General features: G+C 39.5%; 16 protein-coding genes. 6 read left to right on the top strand and 10 right to left on the bottom strand.

Annotation, left to right across the window (positions count from 1 at the left end; all coding sequences use genetic code 11):
• Window positions 1-25: 25 nt before the first annotated feature.
• Together QR42_RS06000 and QR42_RS05995 are read left to right on the top strand one after the other, a co-directional pair.
• Window positions 26-796, top strand: a complete 771-nt coding sequence (locus QR42_RS06000) for a type II toxin-antitoxin system SpoIISA family toxin (protein WP_039177934.1) — start codon at window positions 26-28, stop codon at window positions 794-796.
• Window positions 771-941, top strand: a complete 171-nt coding sequence (locus QR42_RS05995; RefSeq protein ID WP_024424961.1) for a type II toxin-antitoxin system SpoIISB family antitoxin — start codon at window positions 771-773, stop codon at window positions 939-941. The genes QR42_RS06000 and QR42_RS05995 overlap by 26 nt, the downstream gene beginning before the upstream one ends.
• A 218-nt stretch (window positions 942-1,159) precedes the next feature.
• On the opposite strand, the gene QR42_RS05990 is transcribed toward QR42_RS05995, so the two are convergent.
• The gene (locus QR42_RS05990; protein ID WP_039177933.1) at window positions 1,160-2,059 is read right to left on the bottom strand and encodes an N-acetylmuramoyl-L-alanine amidase; all 900 of its coding nucleotides are present in this window, start codon (window positions 2,057-2,059) and stop codon (window positions 1,160-1,162) included.
• Between the two features lie 309 nt (window positions 2,060-2,368).
• Here QR42_RS05990 and QR42_RS05985 point away from each other — a divergent pair, with 309 nt between their 5' ends.
• Window positions 2,369-2,917 carry an ImmA/IrrE family metallo-endopeptidase gene (locus QR42_RS05985; protein ID WP_039177931.1) on the top strand — a complete coding sequence of 183 codons (549 nt, stop codon included), beginning with the start codon at window positions 2,369-2,371 and terminating at the stop codon, window positions 2,915-2,917.
• 26 nt (window positions 2,918-2,943) lie between these two features.
• Here the strand turns inward: QR42_RS05985 and QR42_RS05980 are convergent, their stop codons facing one another.
• Complete coding sequence (locus QR42_RS05980; RefSeq protein ID WP_039177930.1) at window positions 2,944-3,567, bottom strand: poly-gamma-glutamate hydrolase family protein; 624 nt, start codon at window positions 3,565-3,567, stop codon at window positions 2,944-2,946.
• A 242-nt stretch (window positions 3,568-3,809) separates the two neighbouring features.
• Here QR42_RS05980 and QR42_RS05975 point away from each other — a divergent pair, with 242 nt between their 5' ends.
• On the top strand, window positions 3,810-4,181 hold the full coding sequence (locus QR42_RS05975) for a DUF5412 domain-containing protein (protein WP_039177928.1): 372 nt from the start codon (window positions 3,810-3,812) through the stop codon (window positions 4,179-4,181).
• A gap of 36 nt (window positions 4,182-4,217) precedes the next feature.
• Here QR42_RS05975 and QR42_RS05970 read toward each other — a convergent pair whose 3' ends face one another.
• Window positions 4,218-5,042, bottom strand: coding sequence for a methyl-accepting chemotaxis protein (locus tag QR42_RS05970; RefSeq protein ID WP_039177926.1), 825 nt, complete (start codon window positions 5,040-5,042; stop codon window positions 4,218-4,220).
• A 217-nt stretch (window positions 5,043-5,259) separates the two neighbouring features.
• Here QR42_RS05970 and QR42_RS05965 point away from each other — a divergent pair, with 217 nt between their 5' ends.
• Window positions 5,260-6,732, top strand: coding sequence for an NAD(P)/FAD-dependent oxidoreductase (locus tag QR42_RS05965; RefSeq protein ID WP_052196517.1), 1,473 nt, complete (start codon window positions 5,260-5,262; stop codon window positions 6,730-6,732).
• Between the two features lie 33 nt (window positions 6,733-6,765).
• Here the strand turns inward: QR42_RS05965 and hag (QR42_RS05960) are convergent, their stop codons facing one another.
• The 5 genes from hag (QR42_RS05960) to QR42_RS05940 all read right to left on the bottom strand — a co-directional run bounded on the left by hag (QR42_RS05960) (window position 6,766) and on the right by QR42_RS05940 (window position 12,485).
• The gene (hag, locus tag QR42_RS05960) at window positions 6,766-7,665 is read right to left on the bottom strand and encodes a flagellin Hag (RefSeq protein WP_034623420.1); all 900 of its coding nucleotides are present in this window, start codon (window positions 7,663-7,665) and stop codon (window positions 6,766-6,768) included.
• A gap of 288 nt (window positions 7,666-7,953) precedes the next feature.
• A complete protein-coding gene (hag, locus tag QR42_RS05955; RefSeq protein WP_039177923.1) occupies window positions 7,954-8,877 on the bottom strand; it encodes a flagellin Hag in 924 nt (307 codons plus the stop codon).
• Window positions 8,878-9,125: 248 nt separating this feature from the next.
• On the bottom strand, window positions 9,126-9,986 hold the full coding sequence (hag, locus tag QR42_RS05950) for a flagellin Hag (RefSeq protein ID WP_039177922.1): 861 nt from the start codon (window positions 9,984-9,986) through the stop codon (window positions 9,126-9,128).
• Window positions 9,987-10,216: 230 nt separating this feature from the next.
• Window positions 10,217-11,737: a Kelch repeat-containing protein gene (locus QR42_RS05945; protein WP_039177920.1), complete on the bottom strand. Its 1,521-nt coding sequence runs from the start codon at window positions 11,735-11,737 to the stop codon at window positions 10,217-10,219.
• Window positions 11,738-11,870: 133 nt separating this feature from the next.
• Entirely contained in the window at window positions 11,871-12,485 is a 615-nt protein-coding gene (locus tag QR42_RS05940) for a TetR/AcrR family transcriptional regulator (RefSeq protein ID WP_039177919.1), read from the bottom strand.
• A 209-nt stretch (window positions 12,486-12,694) separates the two neighbouring features.
• On the opposite strand from QR42_RS05940, the gene QR42_RS05935 reads away from it, so the two are divergent.
• On the top strand, window positions 12,695-13,807 hold the full coding sequence (locus QR42_RS05935; RefSeq protein WP_039177917.1) for an NAD(P)-dependent alcohol dehydrogenase: 1,113 nt from the start codon (window positions 12,695-12,697) through the stop codon (window positions 13,805-13,807).
• An 87-nt stretch (window positions 13,808-13,894) separates the two neighbouring features.
• Here QR42_RS05935 and alr read toward each other — a convergent pair whose 3' ends face one another.
• Together alr and QR42_RS05925 are read right to left on the bottom strand one after the other, a co-directional pair.
• Window positions 13,895-15,076 (bottom strand): alanine racemase, encoded by a 1,182-nt coding sequence (gene alr / locus QR42_RS05930; RefSeq protein WP_039177916.1) that lies wholly within the window; start codon window positions 15,074-15,076, stop codon window positions 13,895-13,897.
• 182 nt (window positions 15,077-15,258) lie between these two features.
• On the bottom strand, window positions 15,259-15,870 hold the full coding sequence (locus tag QR42_RS05925) for a hypothetical protein (protein WP_039177914.1): 612 nt from the start codon (window positions 15,868-15,870) through the stop codon (window positions 15,259-15,261).
• Window positions 15,871-16,006 lie beyond the last annotated feature (136 nt).

Here is a 16,006-nt window from a genome sequence, read left to right as displayed (position 1 = left end):
TCATCTGTCTATGGGAGAGAAGAACATGCTATTATTTTTTCAATTGACTGTATGGTTATTGCTAGGTGCTCTTGCTGTGTATGTATTTGCGGTATGGCGCTTTGAACAAAAAGTAAAAGAAAAGATGTTTGCCATTCGTAAAACGTGGTATTGGATTTATGTAGCGGGTGCTGTCGTGTACTGGACAAATGATCCTTCTTCTATCTTCACTGATTGGATGCACTACTTGATCATTGCCGTTTTTTTCGCATTAACCGATGCTTTCATCTTTCTTAGCTCCTATATTAAGAAACTCGGAAATCATGAGCTGGAAACCGACACCCATCAACTCCTTGAACAAAATAACGATCTGCTTCATTCTTACCTTAATAAACTAAAAACGTACCAATACCTATTGAAAAATGAACCGATCCATGTATATTATGGAAGTGTAGAGGCATATATAGAGGGAATTGAGCGGCTAATTTATTCTTTTGCCGACAAGATGAATATTCAAGCGGTGCTTTGTCCATACGATACGCAGGAACAAAAAGATGACCTGCTTCGGACACTTGACCAGCGGGCTCTCATTCAGGCGAAGCTTGACAGGCAGGAAGTATATTATGATGATTTCGGTCATTTGGTGCTCATCCCATTTTCTGTAGCAGATGCTCATTTTGTCATTAAGCTCACCTCCGATGAGATTGTCACGGAGTTCGACTATTTATTAATGACATCACTTACAACAATTTATGACCTAATCTTGCCTGACGAAGAGGAAGGTGATGAAGATGGACCACGCACTTCAAGGGGATAACAACAATCCTAAGAAAAACCCTTTTAAAATTTTAAAGAAAAAACGCCATATCAGTATGGCCGATTATAAGGTAAGCCCCCATACTGAGCGAATTTTTAAAAAGAATGAACAGCTTCTCGATGAGTATAAAAACAAAAAGGCTTGATTACACTAAAGGACGCGGAACGAAATCCGCGTCCTGATTCCATTTTTACATAGACTTGCATACAATACGCTATACGCTGCAACGATTGAGGTGCCAAAATGAAAAAGAAAATCAAACAACTAAGATATGTTCAGTTTGCCGAATATCAGCCATCCCCATATACTAGGCGATTAATTGAAAAAAGTGAAACAGCCATCCAATCATACAAACAGAAACACTCACTGATTTAATAGTTTAAGCAGCTTTTCCTTCGTTTTAGGACCGTATACCCCATCACTTGTCAGACCGTTCACCAGCTGAAAGCGTGCCACGGCATTCGCCGTTTTTTCTCCGTAAACACCATCGATGCCTTTATCTGCAGCCGATTTATCAGGATAAAAATAAACGGCAGCAAGCGCTTTTTGGACGAGGCGTACGTGCTCTCCCTTCGTTAGAGGCGAAGTCACCTTTAAAATCCCATCCGGCAGCTCATACATCATTTTTCCATCATTTCGATAAATTTTAAGAACCTGTCCAATTTGAATCTTGTTCGGGTCGCTAATGTTATTCCACTTCTGTAGATCCTGAACTGTGACGTCATGAGCTTTAGCAATACTCGTTAACGTATCCCCGCTTTTGACGACATACGTGATGACCGTCTCAGGGTCTCCTGCCGTTTCAATTCCTTTTTTAAATTCATCCCATGTAGCAAGAAGCAGGCGTGGACATGCTTTTCCAGACCAGTGCTGATGTGTAACCACGTTAGCTAGTGGAATGTTATGTTCTTTCAGCAGCTTTTGGATGAGCCATTGCGCATGTTTGACCGCTTGCTGGAAATTCCCATCTTCATTTTCACAAATTTCAATGCCGATCGACTTTCGATTACCATTGCCTTGTCCGTCCCCTGCATGCCAGCCATTTTCATTTAACGGCAGATGCTGAAAGATTTCATGATCATCCACTGTAAAGTGCCAGCTCACCTCTGTCGTTGGGCGTTTCACATATGCCGCATGACTTTTCGCATCCGCTCCTTTTGATGTGTTTGCTGTGTTATGCACCGTCACATACATCGGTGTCATGGCGTATCCTGGGCGGTTTCCGTTTCCAACTGGAATAAAATCTTGATAAATTTCTACCATGTTCTGCACTCCCTTTTGCTAGATTGAATTGATCTTTCTCATCAATTGGTGGCGTTCGTAAGACAACATGAGTTTGTTTTAGTGATAAGACTATGGTAAAATTTGAATTCAATCACTCATTTTAGTAGTGGAAAACGTAAAAATGAAGAAAAAAACAGGAATTAATTCCATTTTTCCTTGATTTTATGTTAAAATTGTTAAAAATAAGCCGATAATAAAAGTAAGCAATAGCTCAATTAGCTATTTAGTCCTATATGGACTTTTCTTTTACGCCAAAAACAGAACATACGTTTGCTTGGAGGTTTTTAAATGACTGGATTTTTAACCCATTTAGAAGAAGAGATTAAACGGTTATATGCCAAACTACAAATAAGCGGTCCTGCTTATAGAGACATGCAAAGGATCGCTTCTGAATTTCATGTATGGGTCCACTATGAGGATACTGGCAGCATGATGATCAAACATCAAGGTCTTTACAGTATTATATTAAACAGATCTCTATCATCAGAGGAACAATGGCAGGATTTTGCCCACGAGCTTTGTCATGTGCTGAAGCATGCAGGCAATCATTTCAAGATGCACAAACTCTTTCGAGAACTGCAAGAGTTTCAGGCTAAACAATTCATGTATCACTTTTGTGTACCGACCTTTATGCTGATGCAAATGAAGCTTCCAAACCTTCGGCAGCAAGCCATTTTGCAGATTGCGCAAACATTTCACGTCACCTGGGCTTTCGCTGAAAAGCGGCTGGCCTTATTCGAACAACGGAAAGCAGGCATTCGCTTTCAACAAGAGTTTACATCTTATTTAATGAAAGCTGAAAAGGTCGCGGAAAAAGAAGCTGTTTATCAAACATAAGCCTCTCTGCATAGGGGAGCAGGCGTTTATTCATACAGGTTTAATACTTGCTTGAGTACATTTGTGTACCGATAAAATTGCTCATTTTGCGTTTCGCGGCGATAGCGCCGTCTGAAGTCTTGAAAGAATGCTCTTCTTTGCGCCTGACTGATTTCAAGTTGTACACTTTTTCCCGTCAGACATTGATTATTGATATTGTGAGGATGTGTTCCAGAATAACGATCAGATTCAGATAGCAGCACTGCTTGGAAGCCATTAAGCGTTAAACGTTTCACTGTTTCTGCCGCTCTTTCTCTGTCTGTCCCGCCCACTAATGTTTGAAGCATCTCCGTTTCACCGTAGCCATGGAGCGCAAACGTGTAATGATGGGTATGCACTAGAGAAAGGCAGACCGGCTCATCGAAACGTGTGCTTGTAATGTGAAGCACATGATTGCCTTTCACTTTAAGGCCTTCAAATAAATACATAGACTGATCACTTGCGATTTCATGAATGAGCTCACTCACGCCAGATTCAATTCCTCCGGCATGAGGAGATAAAACCAAAAGCTGGTCACCTTTCCACTCGTGAAGAATTTGATAATCGATTCCTTCTCTTTCATGAGCGGAAAGCTCTTCATAACTTTGATATGTATCAATGATTTGCGTCATTCCATCTTCCCCATTTCTCTATATGAGCATAAGTCTACTGATCTTAAATTCTTTTGTAAAGGGATTTCGAATGACCTATCGACATGAAACATCCTTAAATTTTCCTTATCTTTACGGCTATCTGTTGAATTTTGAGAAAAAATGACCGATAATTGAAATGAATAGAACTTTTGGACTATATGAATCTTTTTGCATTCTCTCTCATAAATTAGAAATATTGTGATCTACATCTGGAGGAATTCATGTTAAAAAAGAAAACCACCATCACCCTTGTCATCTTATTCCTTAGCTTCGCTGGCATCATTTACTGGAAATGCTTTTCTCTTCAAGGCGTATCTCACGGAACCTTTATCCGCTCGATGACATCACCAGACGGAACATATATCATCAACACCTATCGACATAGCGGAGGGAAACTAAAGGAGAACGCAGTTAGAGCAGAAATTGAAAACAAGCTCACCCACCGAAAGAAAACGATTTACTGGAAATACCCTGATAAAGACCCCCTCATCAAGTGGAAAAATGGACAGCTTGTACAAATCGGGCATGAATTTTTAAATGTGGTAAAGGGTGAAACATACGATTATCGCTTTGATCGGAACAAAAGAAAATAGCGTATTAAAAAAACGAATCCCTCTTGGATTCGTTTTTTACGTTGACATCACATGCTGCATAAATTCTTTCATTTCTTTACTTACGATTGTCAGTCGTTCCACAATTTCACTAAACTCTGTTACAAGTAAAGCCTGCTCTGCTGATGAACTTTTCATATGTCCCATACTCTCAAGTAATGTATGTATATTGGAGGAAATTCCTTGCAAAGAGCTTTCGATATTTTCTGTTGCACGTGAAGTTTCACTTGAAAGCTTTTGAACCTCACTGGCTACAACACTAAAGCCAGCCCCTTCTTTTCCTGCCCGGGCTGCTTCAATTGACGCATTCAATCCTAGCAAACTCGTTTGTTTCGAAATCCCTTTAATCATTTTTGTAATATCGGATGTTTTTTTCGAGCTTTCAAGTGTTTGCTGCGTTTGTAAGGTCATTTCCTCACTTGTCGCAGAAAGCTCTTCTGAATGCGCCGCCACCACATGCACCTTTTCTTGAATACTATGAATGATGTCATTTAATGACTCCATATATGCTTCAAGCTCTAATTGATTTTTAAGCGGAAAACCTAAAGCGAGTGCACCAATAACCTGTTGATTTTCATCAAAAATTGGCAGCCCCATTGCATTTAACGGTATTCCGTAAACCGATTCAGGCACAAACATACTTGATGTCTCACCTCTAAGCGCTTTTTTCATATTTAAATCATCTGGTTTAATAAGTTCTCCAGCACGAATTTGAAAATCCACATCTTTCGATGGCAAATACAGCAAGAATTTCTCTCGATCAATGACACCCATCGTCACTTCGTTTTTTAAAATCTGCATCATATAAGGTGCTGCTGTCACAATACTCTGTAGTATATCCAATTTCTCTACCCCCTTATATAGTTTATCGGTCGTTCTTCTTAAATTAATAGTTACTTTTTAAAAATAATAATAATGATTGAAGAAATTCTTCATATTTACGAGTAAAAAGAAGTACGTTTCCTTTCTATATTCAAGCGTAAATTTGCTATAATTAATGAATCAACATATGATGAAATGGTCATGTAACCATTTTGTGTATTCAATGGAGGCGCATGTTGTGACACAACCCATGAAATATGAGCGGGCAATCGTCATTGGCGGAGGTATCACCGGGATGCTCGCTGCAAAAGTTTTATCAACGTTTTATCATCAAGTATTGATTATTGAAAAGGATGAACTGCCGGACTCTCCTGAGAATCGTCTCGGCACTCCTCAAGCCTTTCATCCACATAGAATGCTGCCACTTGGCAAGCAAATCGTTGAACGGCTATTTCCTGGTTATACAAAAGAGTTACTGGCGATGGGCGGATTTAATACCATGCATCAAACCTCTCGATTTATCACAAAAGATGGCGAATTAACACTCACTGATAGAGAAGAAACCGCCGTCACAAGACGCGCAATGCTAGAGTGGGTATTGATGCAAAGAATAGTAACAGAAGAACGCGTGCAGTTTTTAGAAAAACATGAAGCCATCTCCCTTCAGTTTAAAGAGGGAACTAATCAAGTCATGGGGCTTATCGTGAAGGACCGGCAAGTAAAACCTGGCAGCATTCATAAAATGAAAGCGGACTTAGTAATTGATACGTCTGGAAGAATGTCTAAATTGCCAAAATGGCTGAAAGACGCTGGACTCACCTTACCACAGACTGATGAGTTAAGTGTGTTTCTAGGCTACAGCACAAGATACTATCAAATACCATCAGGTGCGCCACCCCTGCAATCAATGGTTGTAGTTGGCCAGCCAGACAAGCAAATCCCAACAGGACTGTTTGAACGGGTAGATCATGATTTAGTAGCTGTGCTTCTTTCTGCAGCCGGCGGTTCACATTATCCAACAACGGATGCTGATCAGTTTGATTCAGAAACCGCTGCTCTGAGCGATCCCGCGATAGCAGAAGCCATCACCCATTTAACGCCCTTTACAAAACCAAAAGGATTTAGAGTTCCTTCTTGCGTAAGACATCACTATGAACACATGCAGGATTGGCCAAGTGGATTATTGGTGATGGGCGATGCCTTGTGTACATTAGATCCCATTCATGGGCAGGGTATGACCAAAGCAGCTCTTGAAGCACAAACACTTGACCGTATGCTCAAACAAACACAAAAAAATGAGCGAGTCTCTTTTGAAAAGGACACATTACAACAAATGCAGCACGCGAGTGAACTTGGCTGGTGGCTTTGTGCAATTGCTGATATGGCTTGGGACGGTGTCGAGTTAAAAGGAGAAACAACCATACCCCACTTGACGTTCGTACAGGAATTTTTAAATCGCTACGTACAATACGCCATTGTCACAAAACAGCCTGAACGTTTTGAGGTGTATCACCGGATGCATTCTTTCTTAACAGAACCGAGAGAAATCATCAACTTAGAACAGCTGCACGACATGATTCAAGCTGACACCTCAGGAGAAACCGCCGAATGGTGGAAGCAATGGGATCAAAAGAACGATGAAGGCAACCGAGCTTTTTTCCATGAAGCGGTTCCTGACTTTCGTCTAGAGCACTTGCTGTCATTTGATTGAACTAAAAAAAGCCCCTTTAATGGGGCTTTTTCATTAACGTAATAATTGAAGTACGTTTTGTGGCTGTTGGTTTGCTTGTGCTAACATTGCTTGAGATGCTTGAGAAAGAATGTTGTTCTTTGTGAACTCACTCATTTCTTTCGCCATGTCAACGTCACGGATACGAGACTCAGCAGCTGTTAAGTTTTCAGCAGAAGCACCAAGGTTGTTGATTGTGTGCTCTAGGCGGTTTTGGACTGCACCTAGTTTAGAACGTTGATCAGAAACTTGTTTGATTGCTCCATCAATGATTGCTAATTGGTCGTTAAATCCACCTTCTTCATCTGCTGCAATTTCGGCGAAATCAGTTACTTTAATAGTAGAAACTGTTTTATCCTCAACTCCAAGTTTATCAGCAGACATTGCTTCAATATGAACTGACAATTGCTGCGCACCGTTAGCTCCAATTTGGAAAGTAAGTTTTTTCGCTTCTCCGCCTTCTGGTTCAGCAGCAAAAGTACCATCAAGAAGTTTCTTTCCATTGAATTCAGTACGGTCAGAAATACCGTTCTTATCTGTACCGTTACCAATTTCTTGAACTAGCGCATCAATTTCTTCTTGAATCGCACCTAGATCTGTATCATCCTGAGTACCTGTGTTTCCAGCTTGAACGACTAGTTCACGAACACGTTGAAGGATTGAGTGAGTTTCAGTCAATGCTCCCTCAGCAGTTTGAATAAGAGAAATACCGTCTTGTGCATTTTTCGTCGCCATTTCTAATCCGCGGATTTGTCCACGCATTTTTTCAGAGATTGCAAGACCTGCTGCGTCATCTCCTGCACGGTTGATTTTAAGACCAGAAGAAAGCTTTTCCATGTTCTTTTGTCCTGCCCCATTGTTTGCAGACAAACGGTTCAGTGTGTTAAGTGCTGCGATATTGTGGTTAATTCTCATGTTAAATGACCTCCATGTGTTTGAACCAATTGGACGTCCTTATCCAAAAGTTCTAAATTAAAATTTTTTTGTAAGCCTTACAATCCATTTATCGAACTTAACTGGAATATGTTTAACAAAAAAGGGATAAATAAGAATAAAGTCTCATTCACTATGATCGTTTCGCTAGAGCATGCCAAATTTAAAGGTCATTTTTCATGATTTATCAGAGGGATTTAAGAATCATAAGAGTGGAGGTAATTCGAAGAAAAAACAACATAAAAAAAAGCCCCATAAAGGGGCCTGTCATTAACGTAGTAATTGAAGTACGTTTTGTGGCTGTTGGTTCGCTTGTGCAAGCATTGCTTGAGACGCTTGAGAAAGAATGTTGTTCTTTGTGAACTCACTCATTTCTTTCGCCATATCAACGTCACGGATACGAGACTCAGCAGCTGTTAGGTTTTCACCAGAAGCACCAAGGTTGTTGATTGTGTGCTCTAGACGGTTTTGGACCGCACCTAGTTTAGAACGTTGAGTTGAAACTTGTTTGATCGCTCCATCAACAATTCCTAATTGTGCATCAAAACCAACATCAGCTGCATCAGCAGCGTTTGCTGCAAATTTTGTAACATCAATATTTACTACAGCTTGGTTCGCTACTAAATCACCAGTACCGGGATCAACTGCACCAAGTTTGTCAGCAGACATTGCTTCAATGTTAACTGATAACTGTTGCGCGCCATTAGCACCGATTTGGAAAGTTAATGATTTTGGTGTAGCAGCAGTTGCGCTGAAAGAACCGTCAAGTAGTTTCTTTCCGTTGAATTCTGTACGATCAGAAATACCATTTTTGTCTGCTCCATTACCAATTTCTTCAACAAGCGCCTTAATCTCATCTTGAATTGCACCAAGGTCTGTATCGTCTTGTGTACCAGTGTTTCCAGCTTGAACAACAAGTTCACGAACACGTTGAAGAATTGAGTGAGTTTCAGTCAATGCACCTTCAGCGATTTGGATAAGAGAGATACCGTCTTGTGCGTTTTTAGTAGCCATTTCTAATCCGCGGATTTGTCCACGCATTTTTTCAGAGATTGCTAGACCTGCTGCGTCATCTCCTGCACGGTTGATTTTTAGACCAGAAGAAAGTTTCTCCATGTTCTTTTGGCTCGCACCGTTGTTTGCAGACAAACGGTTTAATGTGTTAAGTGCTGCGATATTGTGGTTAATTCTCATTTCCTATTACCTCCATGTATGTGGGACCTGACAGACGTCCTTGTCTGAAAAAAGTCCTTTATTCTAGGGCTAAGGTGCCCTGACATTTAAAATATCGGATAATTCCAAAGAAAGTTTAGCATTTTTCTATCTTTCATCTTAATTTTATTATTAATTTACCAATCTTTTATATCTAGTTTAACTTATACAATCTAATTCCATCTAAGTAGTAAGTTATCAAGAAAAAAGCCCCATAAAGGGGCCTGTCATTAACGTAGTAATTGAAGTACGTTTTGTGGCTGTTGGTTCGCTTGTGCAAGCATTGCTTGAGACGCTTGAGAAAGAATGTTGTTCTTTGTGAACTCACTCATTTCTTTCGCCATGTCAACGTCGCGGATACGAGACTCAGCAGCTGTTAAGTTTTCACCAGAAGCACCAAGGTTGTTGATTGTGTGCTCTAGACGGTTTTGGACCGCACCTAGTTTAGAACGTTGAGTAGATACTTGGTTGATTGCAGCATCAACTCCATCAAGTTGATTGTCAAAAGATGTTGTAGCAAAATCAGTTACATCGATTGCACTGATCTTTACAGTAGCGCTACCTAAATCAGCAGCTTTCATGCTATCGATATTTACGCTTAATTGTTGACCAGAGTTGGCACCAATTTGGAATGTAATTTTATCAGTAGCAAAAGAACCATCTAAAAGGTTTTTACCGTTAAATTGAGTACGGTCAGCAATACCCTTACTATCTGTTTGTCCACCAACTTCTTCTACAAGCGCCTTGATCTCATCTTGAATTGCACCAAGGTCTGTATCGTCTTGTGTACCAGTGTTTCCAGCTTGAACAACAAGTTCACGAACACGTTGAAGGATTGAGTGAGTTTCAGTCAATGCACCTTCAGCGATTTGGATAAGAGAGATACCGTCTTGTGCGTTTTTAGTAGCCATTTCTAATCCGCGGATTTGTCCACGCATTTTTTCAGAGATTGCTAGACCTGCTGCGTCATCTCCTGCACGGTTGATTTTTAGACCAGAAGAAAGTTTCTCCATGTTCTTTTGGCTCGCACCGTTGTTTGCAGACAAACGGTTTAATGTGTTAAGTGCTGCGATATTGTGGTTAATTCTCATTTCCTATTACCTCCATGTATGTGGGACCTGACAGACGTCCTTATCTGAAAAAAGTCCTTCGTTCTAGGGCTTATCAACCCTGACAATTTTATTATCGGACGTGGTTATAGGATGTTTAGCAGATTTTTTAAAAGATATCATATTTTTTCATGACATTGATCCTAATTTTAACAATTTTACAAATATAAAAGCTGCTGATCTATTTTCAGCAGCTCTATCGTTTTTGAATATCAGTATTGCTTAATATCAAACATTAAGATATTTTGGTACACCACGTAATCCTTCTTACTTGTGAATGGTCCTTTATTATGCTCATCATTGATTTCATAGAAGTTCATACCAATTCCAAAACTTCTTTCTTTGTACCAGTTAAGAAAATCGTTGATATCTTTCATTGAGAGCAGATAATCCTTTTGCAGTCCATTGATCATAGTTATAGAAAGTATACCTTTCGCAGTTTCTTCTCCAGGTTTTGTTCCATCCTGATCTTTTGGTTCTTCGGTTGTTCCGTCATCTGGTTTTGTTCCGTCCTGATCTTTTGGTTCTTCCGTTGCCCCATCACCGGGCTTTGTTCCATTCTGATCTTTTGGTTCTTCGGTTGTTCCGTCATCTGGTTTTGTTCCGTCTTGATCTTTCGGGTCTTTCGTTGTGTCATCATCTGGCCTTGTTCCACCTTGATCCTTTGGGTCTTCTGCTAACCCATCATCCTGCTTTGTTCCATCCTCAATCACTTGTAAGTCTTTTAATGAAATAGAAATAACGGATCTGTAATCACTTTTTACAGAAAGATGTCTCATTGATTCCGAGTAGTTACGTCCGCCAATGACATACAATTGGTCATCAACAATTGCTGCGACAGCTGATACTCTACCTTCTGGTAAATCATATGCTGAATTTTTAAATTGGCCATCTTTTGGATTGAAAATCTGAACTTTGTTTACCATATTTTTTGAACTATCACCATATAATTGCCCACCAATAATAAAGAACTTGCCGTTGTAAGTTTCATAGGAGGGTTCATATATATAAGATGTTAACTGAACATCAATTAATCTCTTCCAAGTATCTGTTGAAATATCATACTGAAACAAATACTTTTCTCTACTATGCCCTATCGAATTTTCGCCACCTGCAACATATATTTTTCCATCAATTGCAGAAATGGCTCTCCCATTCCGAGATGGTAAACCCGATGAGTTCAAGCTCTTCCATTCACCAGAGACTGTATTGTATTCATAGACATTATTCTTATATGAGTTTTTTGAAGATACAATATATATCTTCTCTTTCACTGCAACTGCTTGTAAAGTTCCTTTACTATAAGCTGAAAAAACCGGCTCTCTTGGAATTCGAATCGGCTCTTCAGCCCACTGATCAAGTTCTGCATCATAAATATCTATAGTGTTATAAGCTACTTCTGTCTCTTCATTAATTCCACCTATTAGATAGATTTTTTTACCTACAGTAGCGTAAGTACCGCCTGTTCTATTTCTTGGCATACTGGCTTTCTCTTCCCAAACATCTTTTTTTGGATCATACATAAATGTTTGGTTATTTAACTTATTTTTTTCACTAGCTCCACCAAATACATAAATTTTCCCATCAACAACGCCTACACCAGCATTAATACGTTCTTCTGGTAAATCAGCTCGTTTCGTCCATCCAATTGAATTTTCTGCATTTGCTTTAAATGGACTAAGAGTACTCATTAATAGGAGTACCGTGATAAATAATAAAAACCTTTTTTTCATTTCATAATTCCTCCAACTCGTCATATTCCCTCCTTTTATCGTGCTATTTTTTACAAAGTTTACAATTTAAAGGCGTTTAAATAAAAATTTATATACATTCAAAATGTTGTGTGCTAGAGATGCGCCCTAAGCATTACCTTTTCATAATCACTTCTTCATCTTTCAATTGAATCATAAGTGAGGATTGAATATATAATAAATTGATAATGCGACGTGCCATTTCTGAGGGAGATGCATTGTAGTCATTTCTGATCCATTCAATGATAAAACCAAAGATACCGTATGAACGATATTGGATAAAATAACTGTCGTTGATTTCTGCATACTGATCACTCACAAACGACATTCTATTTTGGAAGATATATTGTATTTTCTTAAGTAATTGTTCTTGTATTTGCGGGATGCGGTCTTCCATCACTAATAAATCATAGTAGTCGCGATTTTCGATGATATATTGAAACACATCGGTGCCCCCTGGTTTCATGCGGGTTAAATCCAACAGTGGATTTTCACGAGTTGGCTTACAAAATTCATATTCGAAATCTTCCATTTCCCGGTGAATAACATCTGTTGCTAGTTCATCTTTACTTTCATAATGCACATAAAACGTCGTCCGATTATAGTTTGCCTTTTCCACGATATCTTTCACTTTTACGTGTGAATATCCTTTTTCTTTTACTAGTATTTTGAATGTTTGACGAAGTGTTTCTTTTGTTCGCTCAACACGGCGATCCTCTTTTTTGATCATTGGCCCCTCCTTTAGACACTTTTAAAAAAATGTTGAATAGAGATACAAAAAAACTTTTATGTTGAAAACCTATACAAAAAAGTTTTTTTGCTGATTGAAACGAAAAATCTTTCATCCTACAATCAAATTAGTCATAAAGAAATGAATTTTTTGTGACATTTGATCTAACTTTATTGAATATTATACTATACAAAGTGAGGGCACATGATATGGAAATTCAAGCGATGGTCACAACAAATGAAAAAGATTTTGAGAAACAAACGTTATTACTAGATGACCCAAAAGCAGATGAAGTGCTTGTCAAAATTGTTGCATCTGGCGTCTGTCATACTGATGCGACAGTATTAGATGGAACGCTTCCTGTCCCTCGTCCTGCTCTATTAGGACATGAAGGTTCTGGCATTGTAGTGAAAGCAGGTTCTAATGTCACAACCGTTCAAGAAGGAGACCACGTTGTACTAGGTTTCTCTTATTGTGGTCATTGTCATAATTGTCTAGATGGGAACGCAGGTGGATGTGAGAACATGATGCCTTTGAATTTCTCTGGTCGTAATAAACATAATGAAACGCCACTTCATACACATGATCACCAAGATGTATCGCAATTTTTCGGTCAATCGTCATTTGGTACATATGCCACGGTTGATGAGAAAAATGTGGTGAAAGTAGACAAAGAAATCGATTTACGTTATTTAGGCCCATTCGGATGCGGCTTAATGACCGGGAGCGGTACTGTCTTAAATTCACTTGCTCCAGCACCAGGTACAAGCTTTGTAGTGTTCGGTACAGGGGCTGTTGGTTTAAGTGGGTTAATGGCAGCAAAAATCGCTGGCTGTGATCCGATTATTGCCGTTGATATTCATGATAGCCGCCTTGAGTTAGCAAAAGAATTAGGTGCAACACATATCATCAACAGTAAGCATGAGAATCCAGCTGAAAAAATTAAGGAAATCACAGAAGGCAAAGGTGCACATTACTCATTTGAAACAACTGGTGTACCAGAAGTCACTCTAGCTGCCCTTCATTGTCTGCGTGTCAAAGGGACTTGTGCAACAGTAGCAGTAGGAAAGCGTGACTTAACATTTAATGTAACAAATGACCTAATGACCAATGCTCTCACATTAAAAGGTGTGATAGAAGGGGATGCCGTTCCACAACTACTTATTCCTAAACTAGTGAAGTTCTTTAAAAATGGACAATTCCCAGTTGAGAAACTAGCAAAATTCTACGAATTAGAAGATATTGAACAAGCCTTTGAAGATTCTAAAAATGGATCTACGATTAAACCAATTCTTATTTTAGATAAAGAGTATCGTGCTTAAGTCGTGAAAGTAGAGCACAAACTCATTAGCCCCCTTGCCAAGTAAAGGGGGCTATTTGAATTTTCATATGAGGTCTAACAAATTGACTCACACATACATCACCGGCGTCGATATTTTAATAATCTTCCCGCCCCGACGATAAAACCTAGGAACGCGGCGGCTTAAAGTGGCAACAACTTCGTAGTTGATCGTATTGAGCATTTCAGCAATTTCATCGACAGAAATTTCTCCGCCCTTTTGACGACCGTAAATAACGACTTCCTCGCCTTGCTTTGCTTTCATTTCTCCTAAACTGATCATGGTCATATCCATTGTGACTCGGCCAGCAATCGGCATTCGTTTTCCTCGGAAAAGCATAAATCCTCTATTGGATAAAGCACGTGAATACCCATCTGCATAACCGATTGGTATGGTTGCTATAACTTCATCAGGTTTTGCTACATAGGTTGCCCCATAGCTGACGGTCCTTGGCTTTGTCACCATTTCCTTCACGAACGCAATCCTTGCTTTTAAACTGAGAGCGGGCTCTAGCTTAACAGCGTCTAAACTCTCAATGTATTGCGAGGGGTACAGTCCATATAGCCCGATGCCGAGCCGAATCATATCTGCACTAAATTCAGGAAATGCGATGGCAGCTGCTGTATTGTTCATATGTACCGTGGGCAATGTAATGCCTTGTTTTTTTAAGAAACGAAGAAAATCAATAAAAATGCTGTGCTGAAGCAGTGTGAAATCAGGGTCAGGCTCATCCGCAGTGGAAAAATGCGTAAATATTCCATCCCATCTCAGGTTTTCACTCTCTTCAAGCGCCCTCACCACCTCTAACAGCTCTTCCTTTGTCCGTACACCTAATCGTCCCATCCCAGTATCGACATTGACATGAATCCCAAGCCGGGGCAGACTTTCTTCTTCCGCTAAAATCTCATTTGCTTGAACAATCCAGTCTTCACGAAGGCCGGAGAGATCAATTCTCCAGGTTGCAGCTCTTTTCACACAGTCGAGCGGGGTAAATCCAAGGACGAGAATCGGTGCTTCAATTTTTGCTCTCCGCAATACAATGCCTTCTTCCAAGCTGGCAACTGCAAGCTCTGTCGCACCGCTTTCTAATGCCTGCCGCGCAACCTCCACGGAACCGTGCCCATATGCATTCGCCTTTACGACAGCCATGATCTTACTTTTCTTTGGAATATGCGCTTGAATGGCTTCGATATTTCTTTTAATCGCGTCAAGATTGACCTCGATCCAGACTTCCCTGCAAAGCTTTTGCATGTATGTTTCCTCCTCATCACATGAGTCATTTCGATATCAATGTTCGTTTTCGTGTCTAGTCTATCTTTATTCATTTTTGAGAAAAACATTCAACCGCAATGACTGGATCAGCTTTGACTTGATTGACATAAAAAAAGAAACCACCTCAAACTGTGATTTCTTCTTTATGAACAGTCATTTCATTAATCCTCAGATTTCATCATTGAATCAATTTCATGATAAATCTCCTCCAGATTTTCTCGTTCAATCAAATATTCTGCGGTGCTCTTACGAACAGGCACATCAAATTTTAGAAAGGTGAGCGTGATCGTTGATGATTCCTGATCATTCATAGTTAATCTCAATTCAAGTGTCGAGATCTCTTCATTATTATCACTCTCAACAGATTGTTCAATCGGCACACCATCTTCTAACATGTCAACTTGTTTCAACTCTTTCATGGAAAGCTCAGTAACATCAAACCTGAATTTTCGAGATGAGCCGCCAGGTTGATGTGTAATAAAGCGCATGACCTTTCGCACATCATCAATCGCAAAACCTTTATCCACATTTTGTGAAAAGATGTATGTTGAAGCCTGAAATCCGTCTTCTTGAAAAAGCATCATCATTTTATCTAATAATATGTTTGGACCATTCTTTTCTTTTTGTCTTTGTAATCTACCAGCTATGAATAAAATGACCATTCCCCCGATGATGCTGAGAGCCGTCCCCAACCCATTCCCTACATCTACGAAAACAGTAAAGCCTAAAATAGCAACAATATAAGCGATTACAATACCTATGATGAATACCACATCGAGCTCTCCTGTCTGAATCTTCATTGTTATATTGGTTTAGCCATAGTATAGCATCTGGATTTTGATCGAAAAAAAATCTACTATAGACTAAACAGATACTACATTCATTTCACTTTTCAAATAGAAAGGATTT

This window comes from Bacillus sp. WP8 (assembly GCF_000800825.1).
GTDB classification, from domain to species: domain Bacteria; phylum Bacillota; class Bacilli; order Bacillales; family Bacillaceae; genus Bacillus; species Bacillus safensis.
The sequence above is the reverse complement of the archived record's forward strand: the minus strand, read 5'-3'. Positions and strand labels throughout refer to the sequence as shown.